The 25258-nt window shown below is 53.6% G+C and carries 21 protein-coding genes; 12 read left to right on the top strand and 9 right to left on the bottom strand.

The window, feature by feature from the left end:
- Positions 1 to 123 precede the first annotated feature (123 nt).
- The 4 genes from LWL52_RS15035 to LWL52_RS15020 all read right to left on the bottom strand — a co-directional run bounded on the left by LWL52_RS15035 (position 124) and on the right by LWL52_RS15020 (position 6275).
- Positions 124 to 2550 carry a TonB-dependent receptor domain-containing protein gene (locus tag LWL52_RS15035; RefSeq protein ID WP_242921320.1) on the bottom strand — a complete coding sequence of 809 codons (2427 nt, stop codon included), beginning with the start codon at positions 2548 to 2550 and terminating at the stop codon, positions 124 to 126.
- A gap of 8 nt (positions 2551 to 2558) precedes the next feature.
- Positions 2559 to 3932, bottom strand: a complete 1374-nt coding sequence (locus LWL52_RS15030) for an HTTM domain-containing protein (protein ID WP_242921319.1) — start codon at positions 3930 to 3932, stop codon at positions 2559 to 2561.
- 37 nt (positions 3933 to 3969) lie between these two features.
- Positions 3970 to 5088 (bottom strand): imelysin family protein, encoded by a 1119-nt coding sequence (locus tag LWL52_RS15025; protein ID WP_242921318.1) that lies wholly within the window; start codon positions 5086 to 5088, stop codon positions 3970 to 3972.
- Positions 5089 to 5171: 83 nt separating this feature from the next.
- Entirely contained in the window at positions 5172 to 6275 is a 1104-nt protein-coding gene (locus LWL52_RS15020; RefSeq protein WP_242921317.1) for a DUF4856 domain-containing protein, read from the bottom strand.
- 256 nt (positions 6276 to 6531) lie between these two features.
- Between LWL52_RS15020 and LWL52_RS15015 the strand changes: the two genes are divergently transcribed.
- The 5 genes from LWL52_RS15015 to LWL52_RS14995 all read left to right on the top strand — a co-directional run bounded on the left by LWL52_RS15015 (position 6532) and on the right by LWL52_RS14995 (position 13418).
- Positions 6532 to 8184, top strand: coding sequence for a S41 family peptidase (locus LWL52_RS15015; protein ID WP_242922220.1), 1653 nt, complete (start codon positions 6532 to 6534; stop codon positions 8182 to 8184).
- 295 nt (positions 8185 to 8479) lie between these two features.
- A complete protein-coding gene (locus LWL52_RS15010; protein WP_242921315.1) occupies positions 8480 to 9679 on the top strand; it encodes a homogentisate 1,2-dioxygenase in 1200 nt (399 codons plus the stop codon).
- Between the two features lie 88 nt (positions 9680 to 9767).
- Positions 9768 to 10295, top strand: a complete 528-nt coding sequence (locus LWL52_RS15005; protein ID WP_242921313.1) for a hypothetical protein — start codon at positions 9768 to 9770, stop codon at positions 10293 to 10295.
- Between the two features lie 17 nt (positions 10296 to 10312).
- Positions 10313 to 10696 carry a co-chaperone GroES gene (locus LWL52_RS15000; RefSeq protein ID WP_242921311.1) on the top strand — a complete coding sequence of 128 codons (384 nt, stop codon included), beginning with the start codon at positions 10313 to 10315 and terminating at the stop codon, positions 10694 to 10696.
- Positions 10697 to 10904: 208 nt separating this feature from the next.
- The gene (locus LWL52_RS14995) at positions 10905 to 13418 is read left to right on the top strand and encodes a DUF5916 domain-containing protein (RefSeq protein WP_242921309.1); all 2514 of its coding nucleotides are present in this window, start codon (positions 10905 to 10907) and stop codon (positions 13416 to 13418) included.
- Between the two features lie 61 nt (positions 13419 to 13479).
- Here the strand turns inward: LWL52_RS14995 and LWL52_RS14990 are convergent, their stop codons facing one another.
- The 5 genes from LWL52_RS14990 to LWL52_RS14970 all read right to left on the bottom strand — a co-directional run bounded on the left by LWL52_RS14990 (position 13480) and on the right by LWL52_RS14970 (position 21507).
- Positions 13480 to 17238 carry a S8 family serine peptidase gene (locus LWL52_RS14990; RefSeq protein WP_242921307.1) on the bottom strand — a complete coding sequence of 1253 codons (3759 nt, stop codon included), beginning with the start codon at positions 17236 to 17238 and terminating at the stop codon, positions 13480 to 13482.
- A gap of 181 nt (positions 17239 to 17419) precedes the next feature.
- A complete protein-coding gene (hemB, locus tag LWL52_RS14985; protein WP_242921305.1) occupies positions 17420 to 18391 on the bottom strand; it encodes a porphobilinogen synthase in 972 nt (323 codons plus the stop codon).
- 1044 nt (positions 18392 to 19435) lie between these two features.
- Complete coding sequence (locus LWL52_RS14980; RefSeq protein WP_242921303.1) at positions 19436 to 19690, bottom strand: putative signal transducing protein; 255 nt, start codon at positions 19688 to 19690, stop codon at positions 19436 to 19438.
- Positions 19691 to 19810: 120 nt separating this feature from the next.
- Positions 19811 to 21052, bottom strand: a complete 1242-nt coding sequence (gene rocD, locus LWL52_RS14975) for an ornithine--oxo-acid transaminase (protein ID WP_242921301.1) — start codon at positions 21050 to 21052, stop codon at positions 19811 to 19813.
- 140 nt (positions 21053 to 21192) lie between these two features.
- The gene (locus tag LWL52_RS14970) at positions 21193 to 21507 is read right to left on the bottom strand and encodes a hypothetical protein (protein ID WP_242921299.1); all 315 of its coding nucleotides are present in this window, start codon (positions 21505 to 21507) and stop codon (positions 21193 to 21195) included.
- A gap of 147 nt (positions 21508 to 21654) precedes the next feature.
- Between LWL52_RS14970 and LWL52_RS14965 the strand changes: the two genes are divergently transcribed.
- From LWL52_RS14965 to LWL52_RS14935, 7 genes are all read left to right on the top strand, one after another.
- Positions 21655 to 21822 carry a C1orf53 family protein gene (locus LWL52_RS14965; protein ID WP_242921297.1) on the top strand — a complete coding sequence of 56 codons (168 nt, stop codon included), beginning with the start codon at positions 21655 to 21657 and terminating at the stop codon, positions 21820 to 21822.
- Between the two features lie 152 nt (positions 21823 to 21974).
- Complete coding sequence (rpmB, locus tag LWL52_RS14960; protein WP_242921295.1) at positions 21975 to 22214, top strand: 50S ribosomal protein L28; 240 nt, start codon at positions 21975 to 21977, stop codon at positions 22212 to 22214.
- A 301-nt stretch (positions 22215 to 22515) separates the two neighbouring features.
- The gene (rpmG, locus tag LWL52_RS14955; RefSeq protein WP_242921294.1) at positions 22516 to 22704 is read left to right on the top strand and encodes a 50S ribosomal protein L33; all 189 of its coding nucleotides are present in this window, start codon (positions 22516 to 22518) and stop codon (positions 22702 to 22704) included.
- Between the two features lie 2 nt (positions 22705 to 22706).
- On the top strand, positions 22707 to 22859 hold the full coding sequence (locus LWL52_RS14950; RefSeq protein WP_242921293.1) for a DUF4295 domain-containing protein: 153 nt from the start codon (positions 22707 to 22709) through the stop codon (positions 22857 to 22859).
- 115 nt (positions 22860 to 22974) lie between these two features.
- Positions 22975 to 23934, top strand: a complete 960-nt coding sequence (gene ftsY / locus LWL52_RS14945) for a signal recognition particle-docking protein FtsY (RefSeq protein WP_242921292.1) — start codon at positions 22975 to 22977, stop codon at positions 23932 to 23934.
- 8 nt (positions 23935 to 23942) lie between these two features.
- Positions 23943 to 24488 (top strand): carboxypeptidase regulatory-like domain-containing protein, encoded by a 546-nt coding sequence (locus tag LWL52_RS14940; RefSeq protein ID WP_242921291.1) that lies wholly within the window; start codon positions 23943 to 23945, stop codon positions 24486 to 24488.
- A 230-nt stretch (positions 24489 to 24718) separates the two neighbouring features.
- Entirely contained in the window at positions 24719 to 25153 is a 435-nt protein-coding gene (locus LWL52_RS14935) for a hypothetical protein (RefSeq protein WP_242921290.1), read from the top strand.
- Positions 25154 to 25258 lie beyond the last annotated feature (105 nt).

Raw genomic sequence — 25258 nt, 5'->3', positions numbered from 1 at the left:
TGCTTTAACCTACTTCCGGTAACGGCAGCAACGCAGCGGCACCTGTACTTACTTCCTGGTAGCCTATACACCCACGCTGGCAGCAGAACTGCCAGGATCCTGTTTACAAAGCTGCGCTGTGCCTTATAGCTTAAACTGCAAGGTAACATAGTAATTGCGGGCATCCGAGGGTATGATGCCGGGGCCAGGGTAGCCAGTGGCGCGGCGCGTGAAGTAGCGGTTGTCAGTCAGGTTGCTGATACCTGTCTCCAAAGTAAAGCGCTTGTAGGTGTAGCTGCCCGAGAGGTCCATCACCCAGTAAGCGGGTATCTCACCTACCACTGCCGAAGGGTCGAAGGTGGCGGCATTGTCTTCACTGTTCTGGGCATCGGTGTACTGCCGGGCCGTGTACGAATACTGGTAGGCCAGCTTCAGGTTGTGGCGTTTAAAAGAGAGGCCCAGCTTGGCAATTACCGGCGGTGCCAGCTCTACCTGGTTGCCGTCGATGGCTTTGTCGGGGCTGCTATACTTTGTATTTACGAGTGTGATGTTGGAGAAAGCCGAGAGGCTGGTCGGGTGCTCCTGGCCATAGTATAGCTTCAGCAGGTCGGCCTCCACAAAGGTTTCCAGCCCAATATTGCGCGAGTCGCCTACGTTGGTGCGGATCCGGTTGGTGGTGCCCGGTATGTTTTTAAAGTTGATGCGGTCCTGGTAGGCCAGGTAAAAAAGGCTGGCGTCATACGTCACCGTGCCGCTGAAATTCCCACGGAAGCCCAGGTCGGCGCTGTAGCCGCTTTCATCCTGCAGGTTCTGGTCCACAAACTGGTTCGGGTTGATGATGCGCATGTCGTTGAAGTTGATGGCGCGGTAGTTTTGCGAAAAGTTGCCGTACACCTCCATCTGCTCGCTGGGTTTGTAGCTAAGGCCCAGGCCCAGCAGCAGCACATTGCGGGAGTTGCTGCGGTTTTCAGGCACGGCTTCATCCCGGATTACGTTGCCAGCCTGGTCGGTTACCTGGTCCTGATAGCTACCATCTGCATTGGTGTTGATCCACTCGTAGCGCAGGCCCGGGGTTATACTTAGCTGGGGCGTAAGGTTAAAGATGTTCTCGGCAAAAAGCGCCACGTTGCGGCTCAGGTAATCATAGTCGGAGGTGCTGGGACCGCCGGATTCGGAGTAAAATTTAAAGTCTGCATTGGACGCGATAGAGCCATCGCCCTGCTTCTGATCTGTAAAACCGTGATAGTAGCGGGCGCCGACCAGCAGGGTAGAGAAGGTGTTAAGGAAGTCGTAGCGATAGATGAGGCGCGTTTCGTTTCCGAAGTTATGGAACTGGTCCTTTAGCAGCGTGCGCGGGGCAGTTACATCATCAGGCCGGTTGATCTTGCCCATGTAACCCAGTGCATCGCGCTCGGCCAGCAAGCCAAAGTTGCGCACATTCAGTTTGGTGCGTTCGCTCAGGCGGTAGTCCAGCTGCAGGGCCAGCAGGTTCCAGTTCACGTTAAACCAATTGCGATCGCGCACCGACTGCCGGGCATCTGCCTCAAAACTGTTGCGGTCCAGTCCACCCGGCTGCTGCGCCTGGTAGTTCATAAAGGTATAATCAAAGCTGATCTTGAGGTTTTCAGAAGGGCTGTACTTAAGCGCCCCAAACGCGGTGTGCGCATCAAAGCCGGAATTCTCGCGCCAGCCATCGCCGCGCTTGTACTGGTAAAAGCCGTAGTAGTTGAGTTTACCGGCTGTGCCACCAATGCTATTAAATGAGTTAAGAAGTCCCCAGGAACCGGCTGTCTGGCGGGTGGTGAGCTCGAACGGCTTGTCTTCCGGCCCCTCTTTCATCACAAAGTTGATCATGCCGCCAAACTGCGTGCCGTACTGCAGCGAAGCCGCGCCCCGCACTACCTCAATCCGGTCGAGGGCTTCCGTGGGCGGCGTATAGTAACTTTCCGGGTAGCCGAGGGCATCGGCGCTGATGTCGTAGCCGTTCTGGCGGGTGTTAAAGTTAGAGGTGCGGTTGGGGCTGAGGCCGCGGCCACCGATGCCGAGCTGCAGGCCCGCGCCATCGCTTTCCCAGATGTTGAGGCCGGCAACCTTGGCAAATACCTGGCGGCTGTTGTTTGTGGCTTTGTTGGCCGTGATCTCGCTCAGCACCACGACTTCGCTTTTCTTGGCTTCGTAAATGGCGGTACCTTCCACCGCGTTCAGGTGGCCGATGCCGAGCGTTTTTGCCCGTTCTCCTTTCACGTTTACCTCGCGCAGCGTGCCTTCCAGTGGCTTTAGGGCAAAATCGAGCACCACATCGCTGTTGCCGATAACTACCTGCTGCGTCTGGCTGCCCAGGCCGGGGCTGTAAGCAGTAAGGGTATAGATGCCTTCGGCGAGGTTGGTGAATTGGTAAATGCCCTGGCTGTTTGGTTTAGCGATGGTGCCCGTGTTGGTGAGCAGTACCTCGGCCTGTGGCAGTGCTTGCCCGTAGGCAGCGGTGGTCACTTTGCCGGAAATCGAAAAAGACTGTGCCAGGGCTGTCAGGTAGCTGCAAAGCACAAGGAAGGTGGTAAGCGTTAGACGCATGTTCGGTATTAATTAGAGCCGGCCACCTGCTGTGGCGGCGTAATTTCATCAAAAGGTAGTATCCAGGTTTTGGGCAGAAAGCTCTCGTGCTCGGAGGCTAAGTTAACAGTTGGGTCAAGCAGCAGCCGGCTGCCCCGGCCGTTCATGCTCACGTATACTTCGGCCCGTACCTGCGCCCCGGGCATGCCGCAGCGGGCAAAGGCCTCCTGCAGCATATGGGCAAACTGCAGCAGCATGTCAGGCTGGGTGGCCATCTGCTTTTCCTGGTTCAGGGTTAAATATTCTTTGTTGTTGATCTCGATTTCGTGGCCGGTACGCGGGTCCCGCACATAAAAGAAAGCGGTCCCGGTTTTTTCCATCAGCATCACGCGCCACGAGAAGCGGTAGCCCTGCTCGGTCCAGAAAAGTTTGTCGGGGTAGAGCAAAAAGCGCCAGGGCACCAGCACCTGCACTACCAGGTAGAGCGCCAGCAAGTATAACAGCATGGGTTGGCCCGCTACTGTTGCCACCCTTTGTAATACCGGCTGCTGCACCTGAGCGATGTTTCGGCTCCAGCGCAACAGCGTTTCATGAAACTTTGGAGAGAAGAACACCAGCGTGCTGACGATCATGATGTAGGGGAACATGCCGATGGGGAACAGCACCGCCGTGAGCACATGAAACACAATAACAGTGAGGTAAGCCAGCCACCGGCTCTTGCGCCAGCTCAGGAAAAACGGAATAGTGAGGTCGTAGAGCGCGCCGAACCAGCAGAACAGGTAAGCCACCCATACTTTGTCGAGCAGCGGCCCGATGAGGGGCAGGTACGTGTGCGCCGGCAGCCAGTAGCGCAGCGGCATGGCCTCCAGCAGCCAGTCGGGGTTCAGTTTCGCGACGCCGGCATAGAAGTACACCAGCCCCAGCTGAAACTGAAAAACAAGTACGCTCCAGCGGGGCACATGGCTGGCCCACAGGTGCGGCTTGCGCAGCACATCCACTGAAAAATGGCGGTTAGCCGGCACCAGCACCAGCAGGAAAGCCACCACGCTCACAAAGTAGTAGTGGTTGAGGTAGTTGGTTTTGTCGAGCAGCTCCACATACGTAAAGCTCAGGAAAAACAGCAGCGCCGACAGCCGGTAAAACACGCCCAACATCAGGCCCAGCGCCGCCACCGCCATCAGGCTAAACACGGCATACATGCCCGCCTCGCTCAAGGGTTTTACCCACTCAAAGCCGTAGTAGGGGAAGTATACTTTGGGCAGCACATACAGCTCTGTCACCCAGCCTTTGGCCATAAAGCGCAGCACGCTGGCCAGCATCATCCCGCCAAAAATAACGCGGAATACCGCCAGCGGCGCGGCAGATACAGGAGCAGTGAGGTAGGACTTCAGCTTTGAGCGCATGGTGAACTCGTTTTTATACTTGCTGCGGCAAATCCGTTTAATCGCCGTCGTTGTCGGTGTAGGTGATGGTTACGCCCAGGGCGGCCGGCATATCGGTTTTAGTGAGCACAATGAGCTTTTGCAGTTCGTCGTATACTTTGGTAACGGCCTGCGGCTGCGTGGTAACGGCTTCCGACAGCGGCCCCTGCACGGCATCGGCCGCGGCTAATGCAGCGTCGAACTGTGCCTCGATCGCATCTGATAGCAGGTTGTTGTTATACTTGGCGCTGACGTGGTCCAGGTAATCATCCAGGCCGGGGCCATTGGTGCCGCTGGCGCTGACGCCCATAAACACGGCCTTCTCGGCACTGATAGCCCGCTTCAAAAGCTCCAACGAATTGCGGCTGTAGTAGGCTTCCACTTTTTCGGGATAGGCGCTGCCAGCAGTAAATCGGCCACTCGGAATACCCACTTTGGCGCGTTTGGTCAGGTCGATGTCGGAGTTGAGCTGGTTGACCAGGTTGCCCACAGCGCTGCCCACGGCTGTGCCGGCTGCTTTCTGAAAGGTATCGGCATAGTTGTCGCTTGTCCAGCCGGTGTATACCGTCTCGGCTCTTTGCTTGATCAGTCCGGCCACGTCCCGCAGGTATTTTTTGCGGTTCGCCGCTTGGGCATCAACAGTATAAAGCGTGATCACTTCGGCCTCGGTCGGCTTGCTGTAAAGCAGGTAGTCCAGGGCCGGAAAACCTTTGGCATCCAGGTTCGCGGACGTTTGCAGGTCGTAGGTGCCTGCGGCGATGTTAGCCTCTATCTCCGAAGCAGAAGTTGGGTAGATGTTGAGGTTGCTGCGCAGCAGCTGCTCGTCGGCAGGGCCAAAGGCATACGTACTCACATCCTGCCAGGCCTTATTCGCTTCCAGATACGCCTGGCGGGCTGTTGCCAGGGTTGTAGCCGAGGGGCTCGCACCAAAAGCCGCGACTGCTGTTGTCAGCTCATCCGCCTTTGTTTTTAGCGCCTGGTAGCCCGGCACGATCAGGTTTTGCGAATAGTTTGCCAGCATAGCCTGCCGGTCGTACTCTGTTTTCGGACTGCCGTTGTCCTCTTTGCCGGAGCTGCAGCCCGTTAATGTGGCCAGGCACGTCAGCACCGCAAGGGTATAGGTTTTATATGCTTTCATAATTTGGTTTTAATGCGAAAGGCAGCTGCCAGGGCTAAGGCCACAGCAGCTGCGCTTCAGGTATTATGTTTTACTGCGCGTGGCTACAGCTGTGCTTTAATGTTGTCCAGCTGGTAAGCAGTACTCAAAATATCAATGGCGGCGGCAATGTCGTCAGCGGTGGTGGTGTAAAAGTTGTCACCGATCTTAGTTAGCACTTCGTTATACTTGGCATCTGATATGACGTGATCGCCTTTGTAAGCAAGGCTCAGCACAAACCCTTTGCCTTCGGAGAGGTAGTGGCTTTTCTTGGCCTGGTCCGCTACATTTTCGCGCGCTTCTTTCAGTTCCATGATGGCAGAGGCAACGGCCAGGCGCTCCCACTCTTTGCGCAGGGTTGCTGCAGCGGCTTCTTTGGTTTTCGCGTCGTTGGCGTTGATGGCGGCGCGGCCCTGGATAAAGGCATTCATAATGGCTTTGTTGCTGCCCAGCACGGCGTCTACTTCTGTGCTGTAACCCGCCCAGTACAAGGCACTGGTGGTGTTAGCCGGGAAATCGGTGGGTGCGCCAAAGTAACCGAACGCTTCGTCCCAGTGGTGCTGCATGGCGGTGCCTTCGCCCAGGGTTACAGTCTTGTTGTCAACGGCAGCGCCAATTTCTTCTTCTGTCAGGTAGTGGTCTACGGCCTGGTAGTATAAGATCGCGCCCATTAGTCCTTTTTTGATCAGCTGCGCCAGCTCTACCCCCTTGGCATCTACCAAATATTTTCTGGAGCCATCGGCTGTCGTTAACAGGCCGGGGGTGCCATTGCTGGCCGGAGCGCCGGCAGACTGGCTGGCCAGGGCCACCGCATCAAAATAACCTTCGTACTGCGCCTGCGCCGTGGCAATTGTTTTATTCTTAAGCTGCTTGTCAGAGCTGTTCAGTGCGGCATTTGCAAAAGGAGCAGCCGTGTTGGCATACATGTTCTTGATCTTCTGTGCGTCCAGTACCCCGCCATTGTTGCCACCTTTGATATAGTCGTTCAGCTCGTTCAGCATATTCAGGCGGGTAGTCTGACCAGCGTAATTCACGTTCTCAAAAGTATAGGTCGTAGGTACCTCATAGGTTGGTGTAACGTCTTCTTTGTCGTCTGAGCAGGAGGTGAAGCCCGCGCAGCAGGCCATAATGGCAACAGCCAGTATACTATGTCTTAAAGCTGGAAGCATGGTGTCAACTAATTTTTATTTAGACTTATTTTAAATAGTACGGCAAAGCTATTTAACAAAAGTCCTCAAGGCAAGCCTTATTTAAAATTATTTTAAATTAGAAGGTGTTATAAGAATGTGCACTTGGAAAGGGATGCAACCCTGGTAATTTTGTACTTGTATAGTATAGGAGTAGCCCTGCCGTGTATTATCTTTAACGTTAAGTGCCGTTTATCGCAATAGCGGCACCGAGCTGATTTCTTAAACTATGGATAAGATGGAGAAAGGAGAAGAACGGGGAAGCATCCGGAATTCGCCGTTTCAAATAAAGCTACCGCTTTTTATAGCGCTGGCGCTGGTTGTGGGCGTGCTGATCGGGGCCACCACGTTTTCGCCTTCCTCTAACAACCCGCAGGGCACGGCGCGCAGCTACCTCAAGTTCCGCGACATCCTCAGCTACATAGACCGCGATTACGTGGACACGGTAAATGTGGAGGAGCTCTCGGATTACGCCATTTCCAAAATGCTCGAGAAGCTGGACCCGCATACGGCTTATATTCCGGCCAATGAACTGGCCATGGCGCGCTCGCAGCTGGAAGGCGATTTTGAAGGCGTCGGCATTGAGTTCAACATCTTCCAGGATACCATATTTGTGATCACGCCCCTGAGCGGCGGCCCCTCCGAAGCGGCTGGCCTGCAGGCGGGCGATAAGATCGTGAAAGTGGACGGAGAGAACGTGGCTGGTATCGGCATTAACAACGAAGGCGTGTTCAAGCGCCTGCGCGGTCCCAAAGGCACCCAGGTCGGGCTTACCATTCTGCGCAAAGGCAACAAAACCCCGTTCAATTTTACCATCCAGCGCAGCAAAATACCCACCACGTCGGTAGATGTGAGCTACATGGTGGATAACAAGACAGGCTATATTAAGGTGAGCCGCTTCTCGGCCAATACCTACGAAGAATTTAAGCAGGCCTTGACCGGGCTCAAGAAGAAAGGCATGCAGCAGCTGATCCTGGATCTGCGCGGCAACCCGGGCGGCTACATGGACCACGCCATCCGCATGGCCGATGAGTTTATTTCGGGCGATAAGATGATCGTGTACACCGACGGCAAAGGCGACAAGTATGATTCGGAGTCGCATGCCCGCGTGAAAGGCGATTTTGAAAATGGCCCGCTGATCGTGTTGCTCGACGAGGGCAGTGCCTCGGCCTCCGAGATTCTGGCCGGCGCGCTGCAGGACAACGACCGCGCCCTGATCGTAGGTCGCCGTTCGTTTGGCAAAGGCCTGGTACAAATGCCCATTCCGCTGGACGATGGCTCGGAGCTGCGCCTGACTATTTCACGGTACTATACGCCAAGCGGCCGCTCTATCCAGAAGCCTTACCACGGCAACCCCGAAGAGTATGAGATGGACATCATGCACCGCTTCGAGAACGGCGAGTATTTCCACCCTGACAGCAGCCTGTTTGCCGACTCGCTGAAGTATAAGACCCTGCGTGGGCGGGCCGTTTATGGCGGCGGCGGCATTATGCCCGATGTGTTTGTGTCGCGCGATACCTCGGAGTTGTCGCCTTACCTGAGCCAGCTGTATAATAAGAACGTGCTGCGCGAGTACACCCTGAACTATTACCGCGACCACCGGAAGGAACTGGAGAAAATGCCGTTCAGCAAGTATAAGCAGAACTTTAAGGTGACAGATAAAATGCTGCAGCAAGTACTGCAACTGGCTGCCAAGGAAGGCGTGGTATTTAACGAGGCCGAGTTTAACCGCTCCAAAAACCTGATTCAGAATAATCTGAAAGCCTTTATTGCCCGAAGCGTGTATGGCAACGCCGGCTTTTTCCCGGTGCTGCACGACTCCGATGAGGAGTTTCAGAAAGCGCTGAAGCAGTTTAACCGGGCACAGCGCCTGGCAAAAGGCGGTGTTTAAAGCAGCGCGGTATAGTATACTTTAGTGTCAGTGTAAAAGGCGCCTGTATAAACCTGGGCAGGCAGAAGCCAAAAGCAACTTGTCGGTCAGCTGTAGCGCTGTTTCAACGTATAATCCTTCCTGTTCACAGCTGCTTTAGCTCTTTGCGCCAGTCGGGTTACAAACCCGACATCATACTAAGACACAGGTTTAAAAACCTGCGCCAGTAAAAACGAGAATGACAAGGGCGGGATAAAGGGCCTTTTGTTTTCCGTTCTTTTGTCAGGACAACAACATCATTTTAAAGAAAGCATCCATGGCCTACTATTATAAACTGGGAAACATCCCCCACAAACGACACACGCAGTTCCGGCAGCCGGACGGCAGCCTGTATGCCGAGCAGCTGGTGGGCACGCTGGGTTTCAGTGGCGTCTCGTCGTTGCTTTACCACATCAACCCGCCCACGCAGATCAGCCGCATTGGCGAGCCGGTGCCGTATGCGCCTAAAAAAGCAACTGGCGTAAAGCTGGCGCCTCACCACCTGCGTACGCTGCAGCAAACCGAAACCGGTACCGACTACCTGCAGGCGCGCAAAACCATGCTCTTCAACAGCGACGTAGCCATCAGCATCTGCAACCCCTCCGAAAAGGAGATGGACTACTACTATAAAAATGCGCAGGCCGATGAGGTGATCTTTGTGCATGATGGCTCCGGCGACCTGCTCACGCAGATGGGCCGCATCCCGTTCGGCCCCGGCGATTACCTGGTGATTCCGCGCACCATCATCCATAAGTTCCGCTTCGATGCCGGCCCCACGCGCCTGCTGGTGATCGAGTCGTTCAGCCCCGTGGAAACGCCCCGCCGCTACCGCAACCACTTCGGGCAGCTGCTGGAGCACGCGCCGTTCTGTGAGCGCGACATGCGCCCGCCGGTAGAACTGCTCACCGAAGAAGCCAAAGGCGAATACCGGGTGCAGATAAAGAAAGAAGGCGAGCTGCACCAGTATTATTATATTTTCAGCCCCTTTGATGCTGTGGGCTGGGATGGCTACTTTTATCCCTATGCCTTTTCCATCTATGATTTTGAGCCCATTACCGGCCGTATTCACCAGCCGCCGCCCGTGCACCAGACCTTTGAGGCCCACAACTTTGTGATCTGCTCGTTTGTGCCGCGCCTGTTCGATTACCATCCGGAGTCTATACCCGCGCCCTACAACCACTCCAACGTAGACTCTGATGAGGTGCTATACTATGTGGAAGGCAATTTTATGAGCCGCAAGGGCGTGGACCGCGCCTCGTTCACCATTCATCCGGGCGGCATTCCGCATGGGCCGCACCCCGGCACTGTGGAGGCAAGCATCGGCAAAAAGGAAACAAACGAGTATGCCGTGATGATCGATACCTTTAAGCCATTGCACCTGACCGAGGAAGCTGTGGCACTGATGGACGAACATTACCCCATGAGCTGGAACGAACACGGCACCGACAATGTGCGTAAAGGCGATATGTTTGACTAAACCGATCTTATCTTTGTAAATTGCAGCCCGGCGCGCAGGCTAAGCACCTGTGCGCCGGCCCTTTATACTTACACCCTTATACTTTAAAATGAAAAAATTACTTTTACCCCTATTGTTGCTGCTTGTGGTAGCCGGAACAAGCTGTGATAAAATCGAAGACCTGCTGACTTTTTATATCAACCACGACGAGTCCATTAAAATTGAGTCGAGCTTTCCGGTTGGTGCCCTGGTGCCGCTTACGCCGGTAACAGTTACCACCAACTCCAACGAGGAGTTTAAAAACAACAAAACGCGGGCTGAACTGGTTAAGAACGTAACGCTGAGCAAGCTGGCCCTGACGGTAACCGACCCGCAGGGAGAGAACTTTAATTTTTTGAAAAGCATTGAGATCTACATTTCCAGTGATGCGAAAGGCGAAACAAAAATAGCCTACCTGAACGAGGTGCCCCAGAATGCAACATCCCTGGAGCTCACCTCGACCAACGCCAAGCTGGATGAGTATCTTAAAAGCGATACCTATACGATCCGGACCAAAGCCGCACTGGCAAAACCTGTTTCAAGCGACATAACCATCAAAGCCGCTATGCGCTTTAAAGTTACCGCCGACCCATTATAAGGATGCATACACTACCCATGAGGATATCTGAGAAAAATAAGCTGGAGAAAATTATCATCGTGGGCGACCGCGTGCTGATCAAACCAAAATCGGCGCGGGAGCAGACAAAGAGTGGTTTATACCTGCCGCCCGGCGTTCAGGAAAAAGAAAAGGTGCAGGAAGGCTACATTATGCGGGTGGGCCCTGGCTATCCGATCCCGGCAGACTATGGCTTTGACGAGGAGTCGTGGGAGCGGGGCGATGAGGAGGAAGACGTACGTTACATTCCTTTGCAGTCCAAAGAAGGCGACCTGGCAATATACCTGCAGCGCGATGCCATCGAGATCAATTACCTGGGCGAAAAGTACTTTATCGTGCCGCAGTCGGCTGTGCTGATGCTGGTGCGCGAAGAGGACCTGTAATTCATACTTCACCCGGCTTCAAAGCGCCATACCTTACTAAAGGTATGGCGCTTTTTTTATAGCGGCCTAGCCGGCAAAACAGCACAATGCCGGTAATGGCGTAAAATATTTTCGATACGGCAAGCAACCTCCAGCCGATTTTCACTATCTATGTTGTAGCGTTTTCTTTAGAAAACTGCTTCTGTACGTCCGCCACTTCTTTAAAACTATGAAAGTACCTTTACCTGCTGTCCTGCCAAAGCTATGTCTTCTACTCGTGCTAGGATGCGCCTTTTTTACAGCGCCCGCGCAGGATGCTAAAAAGAAGCCGGTCGTTTACCCGCAGAAAAGCCTGCAGGCGCTGCGCGTATCGGAAGCCCCAAAGATTGATGGCGTGCTGGATGAGGCCGTCTGGCAGCAGGCCCAGATCGCCTCTAACTTTATCCAGAACCGGCCTACCCCGGGCCCGCCTGAAGTGCACCCCACGGAAGTACGCATTCTCTACGACGACGAAGCAATTTATGTAGGCGCGCTGATGCACGACGTGGCACAGGATTCTATTTTCCGGCAGCTGGGCACCCGCGACGACCTGGGGAATACAGACTTTTTTGGCATTTTTCTGGACACTTACCACGACAAGATCAATGCGTTCGGCTTCTTTACCACGCCGGCCGGCGTGCAGCTCGATGCCCGTTATTCATCCAACGGGGAAGACTGGAGCTGGAATGCCGTATGGGAAAGCGAAGCCAGGCTGCAGGGCACCGACTGGGTAGCCGAATTCAGAATCCCTTATTCCGCCATCCGGTTTGGCAGCAAGCCCGACCAGGTATGGGGCCTGAATTTTATGCGCAACCGCCAGTCTACGCGGCAGGGCTATTTCTGGAACCATGTGGACCCGGCGGTGGATGGTTTTGTGAACCAGTATGGCACCCTTACCGGGCTTAAAAGCATCCAGGCGCCTCTGCGCCTTTCCTTAACGCCCTACGTTTCGGCTGTGGCCCAACACTACCCTTACCGGAAAGAAGGCGGCAGCAAGACCGGCTATAAAAGCGACCTCAACATTGGCGGGGGCATGGATGTGAAGTATGGCATTAGCGACGCCTTTACGCTGGATATGACGCTGATCCCGGATTTCAGCCAGGTGCAGTCCGATAACCAGGTCCTGAACCTGAGTCCTTTTGAAACCCAGTTCAACGAGAACAGGCCGTTCTTTATGGAAGGCACGGAGCTGTTTAACAAAGGTGATTTCTTTTACTCGCGCCGCATTGGCGGCGTGCCCGTCAATTATTTAAATGCAAGCCAGGAAGAAGAAAACGGTTATAAAGTAATTGATAACCCGTTGGAAACAAAGATGCTGAACGGCACAAAGATCTCCGGGCGCACGCAGTCGGGGCTGGGCATCGGCGTGTTCAATGCCGTGGTGGGCCGGCAGTACGCCACCCTGGAAGATGCCGAAGGCAACCGCTTCCGGAAAGAAACCCAACCCCTCACCAACTATAACATCACGGTGCTGGACCAGTCGCTCAAGAACAACTCGTACGTGACGCTGGTTAACACCAACGTGATGCGCCAGGGCAGCACCTACGATGCCAACCTGACGGGCGTGCTGTTCAGGGTAGCCAACAAAGAGAACAAGTATGCCATAGACGGGAAGGGCGCGATGAGCCAGCGCTACTTCTCCGATAGTACGGACCTGGGCCATACCTATGAGGTGCGTGTGGGTAAGGTGAGCGGCAACTTTCAGTATAACTTCACCCATTCGGTTATCTCGGACACCTATAACCCCAACGACCTGGGCATTCTGTTTACCAACAACACGCAGGAAGAAGAACTTAACCTGAGCTATAATGTCTACCAGCCTTTCTGGAAGCTGCTGAACCTGTATACCAACGTGGGGGCGGAGTATGCCCGCCGCTACGAGCCGGATGCTTTTCAGAACCTGGTGTTTTATGGCAATGTGAACGGCACGTTTAAGAACTTCTTTAGCGCAGGCCTTCAGCTGAACATGCAGCCGGTAAGAACTTATGATTTTTTTGAGCCCCGCGTAGCTGGCTGGTATTACTTATTTCCGACCAATTATGATATCGGGGGCTTTGTTTCTTCGGACTACCGCAAAAAGCTGGCCATGGACATAAGCGGCAATTACCGGCCGTATAGTGAAAACAACCGGCATAACATCAGCTTTTCCATCTCGCCGCGCTACCGCGTAAACGACCGCTTGATGTTTATGTACGACTACAGCATGCAAAACAGGGTGGATGATATGGGGTATGCCGACAGCTTCAAGGATCAGCTCAACGGTCAGCCGCAGCAACGGGTGATCTTCGGGCTTCGGGATGTTAATTCGGTGGCTAATACCTTGTCGGGCAGCTATATTTTCAGCAACCGTATGTCGCTTACCATGCGGGCGCGCCATTACTGGTCCAAGGCTACGTATAAACGCTTTTATCAGCTGACAATCCAGGGAGAACTGCTGCCTGATGCTACCTACAGTGAGAACCGGGATGTGAATTTTAACGCCTTTAACGTGGACATGGTGTACGCGTGGTGGTTTGCACCGGGCAGCGAGGTGAGCGTAGTATGGAAGAACGCCATCCTGCAGCAGGAAGATGATGTTAGGCCCCATTACTTCGATAACGTCAGCCACACCCTTTCCTCGCCCCAGAACAACTCCTTCTCTATTAAAGTGCTCTACTACCTCGATTACCTGACGCTGCAAAAACGGCTCAGATCCAAAAGATAAACCAAAAAGAGCGGCCCAGTATAGGCCGCTCTTTTTGGTTATATAGGAAAGGAGATGCCTCCTAATGCTGCACCACTAACTTTCTGCTTTCTGTTTTGCCGCCGTGCTGCACCCGGAGCACATATACGCCGGAGGCTCTTTTGCTCAGATCCACAAAGCCTTCGAATTGGCCGTTGCGCTGCGTGATCTTGCCGGTATAAATGCGATTGCCCAGCATGTCTGCTACTTCAAAGGTCACATCTTCGGGTCTGGTGGTTTCCAGTTCTATTCTGAAGCGGCCGGTGCCCGGATTAGGCGATACAACCAGTTCGGTTCCAAGCTCTCTTACATCGGGCTTGTAAATAAAGGAATACGCTTTGGATACATCCGAAATGCAGCCTTCCTTCTGCACCAGCACGGTGTAGTAACCGCTTTCGGTGGGCGTAAACTGCTGGCCTGTTGCACCAGCTATCGGCCGGCCCTCCAGGAACCACTGATTGCCATCCGGAGCGCTTGATCGGAGCATGGCACCCTCCCGTGTCACCACCGGCATATCTAACGGTTTGCCTACCTGAAGCGGTACGGCTACCCGTTCGCTTTTACAGCCTACGGCGCTCACCTTCAGGTCATAAAAGTAATAGTAATAGCTTTGGGAGGTAGTAGTGGCGGTATTACCCGTAATGGAGACAATGTTGGCAACGCCAAAGGGGTAACCGTTTTTGGCAGGGTAGTTCCGGAAGATCGTGGCGCTATCCTCGTAGGCGATGGCAATGTTGTAATCACCTGCTTCGGGCAGCACCAGCCCCAGGTAGTAAATTTCGCCTTTGTCATTAGGGTCGTTTGGCTGCACCCCCGCGCCTGGTGTGGTGCGGGTAGGCGTTACGGCCAGCGTTCTGGAAGAGACCGGTACGCCATCGGCATTGATGGCTGTGAACGTGATCTTGCCGCCGTGCCCGATATAGAGCCGGGCACTTTCCAGTTGCATCGGTGCTTTGGTCGAGATCAGCACATCAGGTGAGAACTGGTTATACCCCCCATCTCCCAAAACACTTTTTGTTGCCGGGCCGATCTGGGCGCTAAAGTCATTCAGGCTGGCAAATAAAGTATTGCTGGCAGCAGTGCCCGTAAGCTTTACCTGGTTGCCTGCTGCAATAGGCGTGGTGGCCGTGGCACTGTTATACCAGAAGATGCCGCCATCGCCTGAGCCGGTCAGGGTATAATTGGATTCTGTGCCGCAGCGGTAAGCCGTTGCCTGCGGCGGGGTAGCTGCCTGTGCGATCGTGAAGGAGCGGAGCGAGCGGTTGTTGTTTTCTACGGCATCGCCCTGCAAGCCCGATAAGGCCACCAGCTCATAGGTAGCACCCGGTTCGGTGATAAAGCTACCATCCAGGATAAATTCTGCCCGGGTGTTTGGGGCCAGGCTGCCGGTATAGGTGCCGCTCATTTGTTTTAGCTCAGTGCCGTTGCTGCGCACACTGATCGTAACTGGAATGTTCTTCTGAATGCCGGTGCCATAGTTCTTTAGCGTAACAGCCACGGTTTGGGCGGCCGAGGCGCACAGCGAGGCCCCTGTTGGCGTCACGCTGATCACGCCGATATCTTTCTGCGGGTGCTCGAAGTGCAGCAGGTAATCCTGCGTTTCGCCCCGGGCATAGCTGCCGCAGGCATTTACGGCCGATGCATCGGTTGTTTCCTGGGCTACCAGGCGCATGCGTACTTTATCGCCTTCCGGCAGGTTGGCCGGTGCCGTCAGGGAAGCAGTAAAGGTAGCATTACCGGTCAGAACACCGGAAGCAGCAGCTTGTTCGCCGGAATCGTCAAAATCACCATCGCCATTCCAGTCAATAAACACTTTCACTACTTTGGAAGCATCGGTGCTGGTGGTGCCCAGCTCTACAGCTATCGTTTTCGACTGGCCGGGCTCAAAGCCGAACGCATGGCTGGTCAGGTCCTGGTACGTGGTGGAACCGGCTGCCATGGTTACCGTTTCGCCTCCCACAGTCACTTTGTTTATCCTGGTACCATCGCCGGATGTGGCTGCGCTGGCGCAGGCAGCTGTACCGCCAATACCACTTATCAGCAGCGCGTAGGCCTGTGGCCCTTTGCTTAAAGTGCCTTTGTGTGTTACGGTTATAGTATAAGTTTCGCCGGGCACGGCATTGCCCAGGTATACCTGTTCCACGTTGTCCAGCTTGTTGTCGCCGGGAGTGGCTGCCGCATCGGGGTTGGTGGGATTCAGCGTCCAGGGCCGGTACGTGGTTGTGCCTTTGCTTACCCGCACGTCCAGGTCGTTTACCAGGCGCACAGCGCGGTTATTCAGCGCAGTAGATCCTTCCTGCACGTTCACGGCTTCCGGGTCGGTCCAAGAGATGGTGACCACCAGCGGGCCGGCGCCGGAGGCGATTACTTTTAAGGTATACGTCTGGCCCTGCTCCAGCGACTTTTCTGCTATCAGGTTGGTGCCTTTGCTGTTGGAGATCATGCGGGCTGCCCGCGCGGCATTCAGCAATCCCCAACCATACTTGTAATCCGGGCCGGCTGTTGCTCCGGCCTCCTCAGCCGTGTGGATCACCAGGCCTTTCAGGGTAGCGGCGCGCATTACCTCACCGTTGTGCAGGTTGGCATAGTGCTCCTGCAGCAGCAGCAGGGTGCCCGATACATTGGGAGCAGCCATCGAGGTGCCGCTCAGGCTTTCATACAGGCGGTCGCCGTCGCCGGACGAGGAAAGCACGTTCACGCCATCACCCACCACGTCGGGCTTAATGCGGCCATCGTCGGTTGGTCCGTAGCTGCTGAACCCTGAAAGTACTGCATCCGAAGGCTTGGTATAGCCTTCGGAGATCGGGTTGATGGCGCCCACGGCCAGGGTATTCTTTGCCGTGCCATAGGTGGAGATGCCGTCGTAGCTGTCGTTGTTGCTGATGGTGGTGGGGCGGGATTTTACCAGCGAGAACTTGCCGCTGCCGGTGCGCTGGAAGTATGGCTCGCCTACGGCCGGCCCGGTTTCGCCCCGGTTGTTTCCGACCGATTTCACGATCAGGTAATAAGGTGCATTGTAGGCGATCTTGTCCCACTGCGCCGCGTCCGCATTGTAATAGCCGAAATTGTAATCTTCGGTGCTGCTGATATCGGCATCTCCCCACCACTCCCAGTAAGGGTCTTCGGCAGTGCCTTTGCGATCGGGGTTATAATGCCAGCCGGCAATGGTGCCGTAGGAGTGATTGGAAATGAGCAGGGTTTTGGCGGCCTCTGCCATCTCGGCTATGTCGCCGTTAAAGTCATACGCCTGCAGGTTCTTATACTCGTAGGCCATGCCTTTGGCAACGGCGTTCACGCCGCTGGCAATCATGGTGCCGGCTACGTGCGTGGCATGGTCGTTAACGGTGGTTGCCTTGTCTTTCTGCTCCACGCGGCCCCGCAACTCCTGGTGTGTTTCCCGTACGCGGCCGCCGTCCCAGATGGCCATTTTGTTGGCCACTGCGGCACCGGTGCCACTCAGGTTCAGGTCAAGTGCGCCGCCTTTCCAGAGCTGGTCTGTGCGGGTGGTCGTAGCCGACGTGGTATTGTTATAGGTAATGTAATAGACCGGCAGGCCCTTGGCATTTACCCGCTGCAAGGCCACATGGGTGCCGTTGGCATAGGTGCGCTCTATTACCCACCCGTTCTTTTTGGCCAATTCCAGGGCGCGGGCATGGCTGGCCTTGTAATCTGTTGCTGCTTTGCCTGCTATTTGCTCCAGTGCGCGTGCATTGGCACGGATAGGAGAGGTGCTTTGCTGCGCAAACGCCGTAGTAGCCACTGCCATAGACAAAGCAGCTAACCAAAGGCCCGATCTTCTCATAAAATACAGGGTAAAAAATATTCTATCTCAATTTAATGTAAAAGGATGATAATGACAAAGTTGTTTCCTCAGACGGGGCTTATTTTTTCTGTGTACGCCGAAAAGAGTTGGTTTTGCAGCGGCAGGCATAAAAAAAGCGCGTCAGGGTTGCTGGCGCGCTTTTAAAGTATAGCAAAGCGGATTAGCGCTTGAGGAGTTGTGCGTATTCTTTGGCAAAGTAGGTCAGGATGATGTCGGCACCGGCACGTTTTATACTTGTCAGCACTTCTACCATGGCCTTGTCGCCATCTATCCAGCCGTTCTGGGCGGCCGCTTTTACCATGGCATACTCGCCGCTGATGTTGTAGGCAGCAATAGGCAGGCTCGAGTTATCGCGCAGCAGCTTGATCACGTCAAGGTAGGCCAGGGCAGGCTTCACCATCAGGTAATCGGCACCCTCCAGCGTATCCAGTTCGGCTTCGATCAGGGCTTCGCGGCTGTTGGCATAGTTCATTTGGTACGTTTTCTTGTCGCCTGCTTTTGGTGCGGAGCCCAGCGCATCGCGGAACGGGCCGTAAAAAGCGCTGGCATACTTGGCGGTGTAGGCCATGATGGCTACTTTCTGGAAGCCGTTGGCATCCAGCACCTGGCGTACGTGCCCGATGCGGCCGTCCATCATATCCGAAGGCGCCACAATGTCGGCGCCGGCCTGTGCCTGTGTCAAAGCCATTTTGGCCAGTACTTCCAGCGTTTCGTCGTTCAGGATCTCGCCGTTCTCCACAATGCCGTCGTGGCCGTCGGAGTTGTAGGGGTCCATGGCCACGTCCGTGATCAGGGCTACTTCCGGGAAGTTGCGTTTGATCTCGCGGATCGCACTCGGGAACAGGCCCTCGGGGTTGTGGCTTTCGGTGGCATACTTGTCTTTCTGCGCTTCGGGGATACTTGGGAAGGGAGCAAATGCCTTCACGCCCAGGTCCACACAGGCTGCTACTTCGTCCAGCACCGTATCGATCGAAAAGCGGTTAATGCCTGGCATCGATTTCACTTCGACGCGTTGGTTCTGGCCGTCAATTAAAAAAAGCGGGTAAATAAGGTCGTGGGTGGTCAGGGTTGTTTCCTGCACCATATTGCGAATCACCTCGGTCTGGCGGTTGCGTCTTGGTCTTCTGATCATAATAAAATCGTTTTCAGAAACAGTTCAAAATCAAACTGCTGCAAAGGTACGGCGAAAGCAGGGGAATTGGAATGATAAGTGTTAGTTTTTAGGAAGGGAATAGGGCTGGCGGAAGCCATTAGGATGCTGTTTATACTTCTTAGAGTTGCTTGATGATCTGGGTTATACTTTTGGTTATATTTGTGTGAGGCTGTTTGAGGATTGGTTTTATACTTCAGGCTGGCAGTTCTTCAAGTATAATATCCCAGCTATACTTGTTAGCTTGAGTTCTTCCTCAGTCTCATACTTGCCTAGTTTCATCTTTTACTTTGGAGCGCTCCAAGCCCGCGGGGCCTCGTCCTTGCGTTTCGCGCTGTGGCGTGAAGCTGCCCTCGCGGGCTGCCTTTCAGGCACCGCAACACACCAAGGCGCTCAACCCAAGGACTGGGATCTGTTTCAATAGCTATGGCTTTTATAACTCGACACTCCTGTAGGGACAGGTCGCGACCTGTCCGCGCGATCGCATTTGCTTTGAGAGTATAGCCTAAGTATAAACCTTCTCTCCTGGCCTATTCTTTTTTGTCATCCTGAAAGGATCTTGTTGGAAGGGAGGTTAAGCAATTACTACGCAAGCGCTCAGCTGCTGCTCCTGCATCAGCCCAAAGTCCCCCTTTGAAGGGGGTAGGGGGATGTTATCACCTAAACTGAGTTAGCTTATACTTTGGCTCAAGTATTCTTGTACTCCTACAGCCAAAAACATCATGCAAGCTGTCATTTCGACGATAGGAGAAATCTGAAGTAGACACATGAAAGGATTTTAATCAGATCTCTCCTATCGTCGAGATGACAGATGGAGCGAGTTCCACCTTTTCGCAACTGCCCGATCTATAACTTATACCTTGAAAATAGCAATAACAGGCTCCCCGCCTTAAACAAGGAGGGGCAGGGGTGGTTGGACCCGTAACTACATCGCTTATATTTCAGAAAGAACCGACAGTCGAACGCCCGCTCCTCTTGTGAGGAATGAACCTGCTATAAAGGAGCTACAGGATTAAGAAAAGCTGTTTATTCCTCGCCGGGAAGGTTGTTGTAAAAATCTTCGATAAGCTGCTGCGCCTGGTCGCGGTGCATCCCTGAAACGATCACTTTAACAGGGTGAAGGCCACCGGCTGCTACCTGCCAGGGCGCGATGCTGCCCATGTACTGGTTTTGCACGAATGCCGGAATGCCGTGGTGCTCCAGCATGTTGCGGATCAGCGATGCCCGGTGGAATTCTCCGGCAAATACTTCGGTTGGTTTGCTCTCTTCTGACTGCGCCATGTGCTTGTTTGCTCTTCGGGTTATACTTGCCGGCCTCTGCCTTATCAGCATGCCATAGAGTAACGGAAAGGTATCATTTAAAGACGAAGGGCGAAGCGGCTGCCTCGCCCTTCGCTCTGCTTAAAAGTTTAGGATCACTTCTTCAATGATGTCGCAGCACTCGTGCAGCTGCTCTTCCGTGATCACCAGCGGAGGCGCAAAGCGGATGATGTCGCCGTGAGTGGGCTTCGCCAAAAGGCCTTTCTCCATCAGCGCCACGCATACATCCCAGGCCGTTCGGCCATCAGGGGTCGGGTTAATGACCACGGCATTGAGTAAACCACGGCCGCGCACCAGGGTTACCAGCTCGGGGCGTTTGGTTTTCAGGATACCCATGCGCTCGCGGAAAATCTCTCCCAGTTTCATGGCATTTTCTGTCAGGTGCTCGTCTTTGATCACCTCCAGCGCTGCAATGGCTACGGCTGCTGCCAGCGGGTTGCCCCCGAAGGTAGAGCCGTGCTCGCCCGGTTTGATGCACAGCATGATCTCGTCGCTGGCCAGTACGCAGGACACCGGCAGTGCCCCGCCTGAAAGCGCCTTGCCAAGTATAAGGATGTCGGCCTTTACGTCGTCGTAGTAGCTGGCCAGCAGCTTGCCGGTCCGGCCAATACCTGTCTGAATCTCATCGGCCAGCAGCAGCACGTCATACTCCTTGCAGAGCGCGTGCGCCTTTGCCAGGTACCCGTCGTCTGGCACCATTACGCCGGCCTCACCCTGGATCGGTTCTACCAGGAAGCCGCAAACGTTCGGGTTCTCTTTCAGGGCGTCTTCCAGGGCATTTACATCGTTATAAGGGATCACTTTGTAGCCCGGCATGTAAGGGCCAAACCCTTTGGTGGAGTCCGGATCGGTAGAGAAGGAGATAATGCCGGTGGTACGGCCATGAAAGTTGTGTTCCACCACGATGATCTCGGCTTTGTTAGGAGCGATACCTTTTTTGAGGTACCCCCATTTGCGGGCCAGCTTGATGGCTGTTTCTACCGCCTCGGCACCGGAGTTCATGTAGAGCGACTTGTCGTAGCCAAAGTACTCGCAAATGTATTTCTCGGCCGCGCCTAGCTTGTCGTTGTAAAAAGCGCGCGAGGTAAGCGTGAGCTGCTGGGCCTGCGCTACCAGGGCGTCGATGATGCGCGGGTGGCAGTGGCCCTGGTTCACGGCGCTGTAAGCCGAAAGGAAATCATAATAATGTTTGCCTTCTACGTCCCACAGGTGCACGCCCTCGCCCCGGGTAAGCACAACCGGAAGCGGGTGGTAATTGTGGGCGCCATACTGGTGTTCCAGTTCAATTTCTTGCTGGCTCGAGGTAATCGATAGCGTGTTCATAGTTTATAGTTAAAGTTCGTCAAAACAGGTGAGCTGCAGGCAAAGCAGGGCCGCAGCCTACTTTTTTACATCAAATACTATTTATTGTTGTAAAAATAGTCAAATAACCTCTGTTTTAAAACCTATACCTAAGGGGCTGCTCAGGCACGGCGCGGGCTGGGCTGGCGGCAGCGCGCAAACAGCGCAGTAAACGCCTCGGGGTCGTAATCGGCGTAGGCGTCCGTCATCAGGCCCATGCGGTTATCGTCGGTGCGCAGGCCGTATACTTCGCGCTCGCCGGTTACAACATTGGGGGCGGCCACGTGGTAGCGCTCCAGCAGCATCAGGTGCTCGGGGGCCACAAACGTATCCAGGTCCGGGCAAAAGATGCCGCCCTGCTGTATGGTGAAAGTATAAACAAAGCCGCGCTCGCGCATGTCGCTCACGGCTTCCTGTAGCGTCTGATAGGCAGGCATAGCATTTCAGGTTTAAGTATAAAGCAGGCACTGACAGGCACTTGCCTGTGCCTTACTATAACGTGCCTGCGCCTGCTGTGGTGTAAGGGGTAGCAGTATTTAAGCGGAAGTTGTATCTTTGTGCTGCAAAACAAGAACGAAGCAGCGTTGAGCAAGGCGTTAAAAGAAGGCGAAGACTATTACCTGAATGCGCAGGGGCTGCTGGTATTTACGGCCGGTTACCTGCTCAAGCGGGGGTATTGCTGCCAGAACGGCTGCCGCCATTGCCCTTATGGTTTTAGGAAGGAAGTGCCGCCGGAAAAGGAAAAATCCTGAATTTGTTACCTGAAAAGCGCCCGCCTGCCGGGTTTTTACACAGATAGCGGAAAAATATTTGCTATACCTTTGAACTTCTGCATCTTTTTGTAGATATTTGCACCCCTGTTGAAATAAGTTAGATATAAATACAAGTTAGATATAAATACAAGATGGCACGAGTTTGCGACTTAACCGGAAAAAGACCACAAGTAGGAAATAACGTATCTCACGCGAACAATAAAACGAAGCGTAAGTTCTATCCAAACCTGCAGAAGAAGCGTTTCTACATCCCTGAAGAGGATGCGTGGATCACACTTAAAGTTTCTACTTCAGCCCTGAGAACAATCAACAAGAATGGCATCTCGGCTGTTTTGAAAAAAGCAGTAGAGCAAGGCTTTATCATGTACTAGTGGCCCTGCGGGGTACTTGTGCGCTACCTGCTGTTCGGCGGGAGCGGCACTGGCATCCGGCAACCATTTAATAGTTGGAGCAACCCTCCACGGCAGCGCAGTGAGCGGAAAGCTTTCGGGGTTTTCCGCTCACTGCGCTGCCGTTTTGCTGCCCTGTCCGGCTTCGGCAGCCGGTGTCTGCACGTTTGTAAGAAGTGTGTAGTTTTTGTGGGTAGATTTACAATAAAGTTTATACTTTGTTTGTAATTAGCGATTTGAGCTTGTATATTTGCAGTCCTAAATAAAAAATTACTATAGAGAGATGGCTAAAAAAGCAAAAGGTAATAGAATCCAGGTTATTATGGAGTGCACAGAGCACAAAGCTTCTGGCCTGCCTGGAACTTCAAGGTACATCACTACCAAAAACAGAAAGAACACGCCCGAGCGTTTGGAGCTGAAGAAGTTCAACCCGATCATGAGAAAAGTAACTGTACATAAAGAAATTAAATAACCATGGCTAAGAAGGTAGTTGCAACCCTAAAAACCGCCACAGGTAAAGACTGGGCAAAAGTGATTAAAGCAGTAAAGTCGCCAAAGACTGGTGCTTATAGCTTTAAAGAAGAAATGGTGCCTGTTGATAAAATTCAGGAGGTTCTTTCCAAGTAAGCAAGCCTACTCTACTCTACATAGATAGATTACATGAAGAAGTCCCATTAGTGGGACTTTTTTAGTATATTACCGTATCAACCCGAGATAGTGTTCACCCTTCATAAACACCGGTATGGGAATTTTTGACTTTTTCAGCAAAGAGAAAAAAAAAGAATCGCTGGATAAAGGCCTCGAGAAAAGCAAGTCCAGCTTTTTTGGGCAGCTGAGTAAAGCCGTAGTCGGTAAATCCACGGTAGACGTGGATGTACTGGATGAACTGGAGGAAATTCTGGTGCATGCCGATGTGGGGGTAGGAACAACGGTAAAGATCATCGACCGCATTGAAAAACGCGTGGCCCGCGATAAATATGTGGGCACCGATGAACTGGATACGATTCTGCGCGAGGAAATTGCAGCTTTGCTGGAAGAAAACAACTCCGGCGATGGTGCCAACTTCGATCTTCCCAAAGATATCAAGCCGTATGTGATCATGGTAGTAGGCGTAAATGGCGTGGGCAAAACCACCACCATTGGCAAGCTAGCTGCCCAGTTCCACAAAGCCGGTAAATCAGTGGTGCTTGGGGCTGCCGATACGTTCCGGGCCGCGGCCGTAGATCAGCTCATTATCTGGGGCGAGCGTGTGGGCGTGCCTGTTATCTCGCATGGCATGAACACCGACCCGGCTTCTGTAGCCTACGATGCCGTGAAAAAAGGCGTGGACATGAACGCCGATGTGGTGATCATCGACACGGCCGGCCGCCTGCACAACAAGGTGGGCCTGATGAACGAGCTCTCCAAAATAAAGCGCGTGATGCAGAAGATAACCCCTGACACGCCCCACGAAGTGCTGCTGGTGCTGGACGGAAGCACCGGCCAGAATGCCCTACTGCAAGCCCGCGAATTTACCAAAGCCACCGATGTAACAGCCCTTGCGATTACCAAGCTGGATGGTACAGCCAAAGGCGGTGTGGTGATCGGTATCTCCGACGAATTTAAAATTCCGGTTAAGTATATCGGAGTTGGCGAGAAAATTGAGGACCTGCAACTGTTCGACAAGCACGAATTTGTAGATTCTTTCTTTTCACGAAAATAAGTTTAGCCATGGAGAAGCTCCTGTTGTTGCCCCTGGCGTTGCTGCTCTCCAATTGCAGTGGCCCGAAGGCTACCGGGCAGCAAACCACTCACAAGGAAACAGATTCATTAACCACGCAGGCGCCGGTAAATGCAGGCGCTGCGCAGGCTGCTTCCCAGAAGCAGGCTCCTATTGAGCAAGGTATAAAAGGGCAGGTGCTGTGGGTAGCAGGCAACCAGATGCCCTCGCCCGATGCGCCGCAAAGCAGCGGCCGCCGTGGCATTCAGCGCACCGTATACATCTACGAGCTCACCAACGCCAGCCAGACCACAACCACAGCAGGCGTTTTCCATACCAACATCCAAACCAGATTAGTAACGCAGGTAGCGACAGATGCGAACGGCAATTTTGCGGTTAGCCTGAAGCCCGGCAAGTATAGCCTCTTCACCAAAGAAGAGGAAAAGGGATTATTTGCAAACCAGTTCGACGGAGAAATGAACATCTTTCCGGTGGAGGTGCAGCGCGGTCAGGTGACCAGCGTGGAGTTCCTGATCAACTACAACGCCAGTTATTAAAGCCATCATCCGCTAGTTTTTACTTTCTTTGCAAACAAAGGCCATGCCCTGCTGTTGCGCTGTACGAGCCCTATACTTGCGGCCTGTTTTTGAAGGAGGAGAAAGCGGTGACGAGCCAGCTATTCGTTACGGCTGCGCCTGAACTTGCGGTACTTGCGTTGGCGCTACCGCAGAGAGGGAAAAGGCATTGGATATACTATTCGCGCATACCAGTTTATACTATAGCAGTCATGAAAGTAAGCAAGTATGGCTTAATGGAGTTAGCCTACGACGAGCCCCGCAATATTTTAAGCGCAAAATGGTCGGATGCGCTAAGTGTGGAATCATCCGGTTTTTTACAAACCATCCACTCCTTGTTTACCTTTATTCAGGAAAATGAAGTTACCAATCTGATCATAGATTCCGGCATTCCGGCCGGTGGCGTACTGACCGAAGAGCTCATTGAATTCTTTACCCGGCAGGTACCCAACACCTCTCTGAAGTATATCGCCCTGCTCGAATCGCCGGATTACCTCTGGGACAATAATTTATACCAGGTATTGTCGCTGCTGATCACTACGTATCGGTTGCCCATTGCCGTGAAGCTGTTAAAAAGCCGTACCGCCGCGCAGGAGTGGCTGGCCAGCCACTCCTGCGCACAATCTGCAAAATCAGAAGGGGCGTAAGAGGCAGGCAGGACGCCGCTTATTTATTTACCAAACATATCGTACCTTTGCGCCTGGTTTTCAGAACGAACCAATCGGAGCCCGTGCGGGTTCTCTCTTATTATA

The sequence above is a fragment of the Pontibacter liquoris genome, from assembly GCF_022758235.1.
Lineage (GTDB): Bacteria > Bacteroidota > Bacteroidia > Cytophagales > Hymenobacteraceae > Pontibacter > Pontibacter liquoris.
This window is presented reverse-complemented; position numbering and strand designations above follow the sequence as displayed.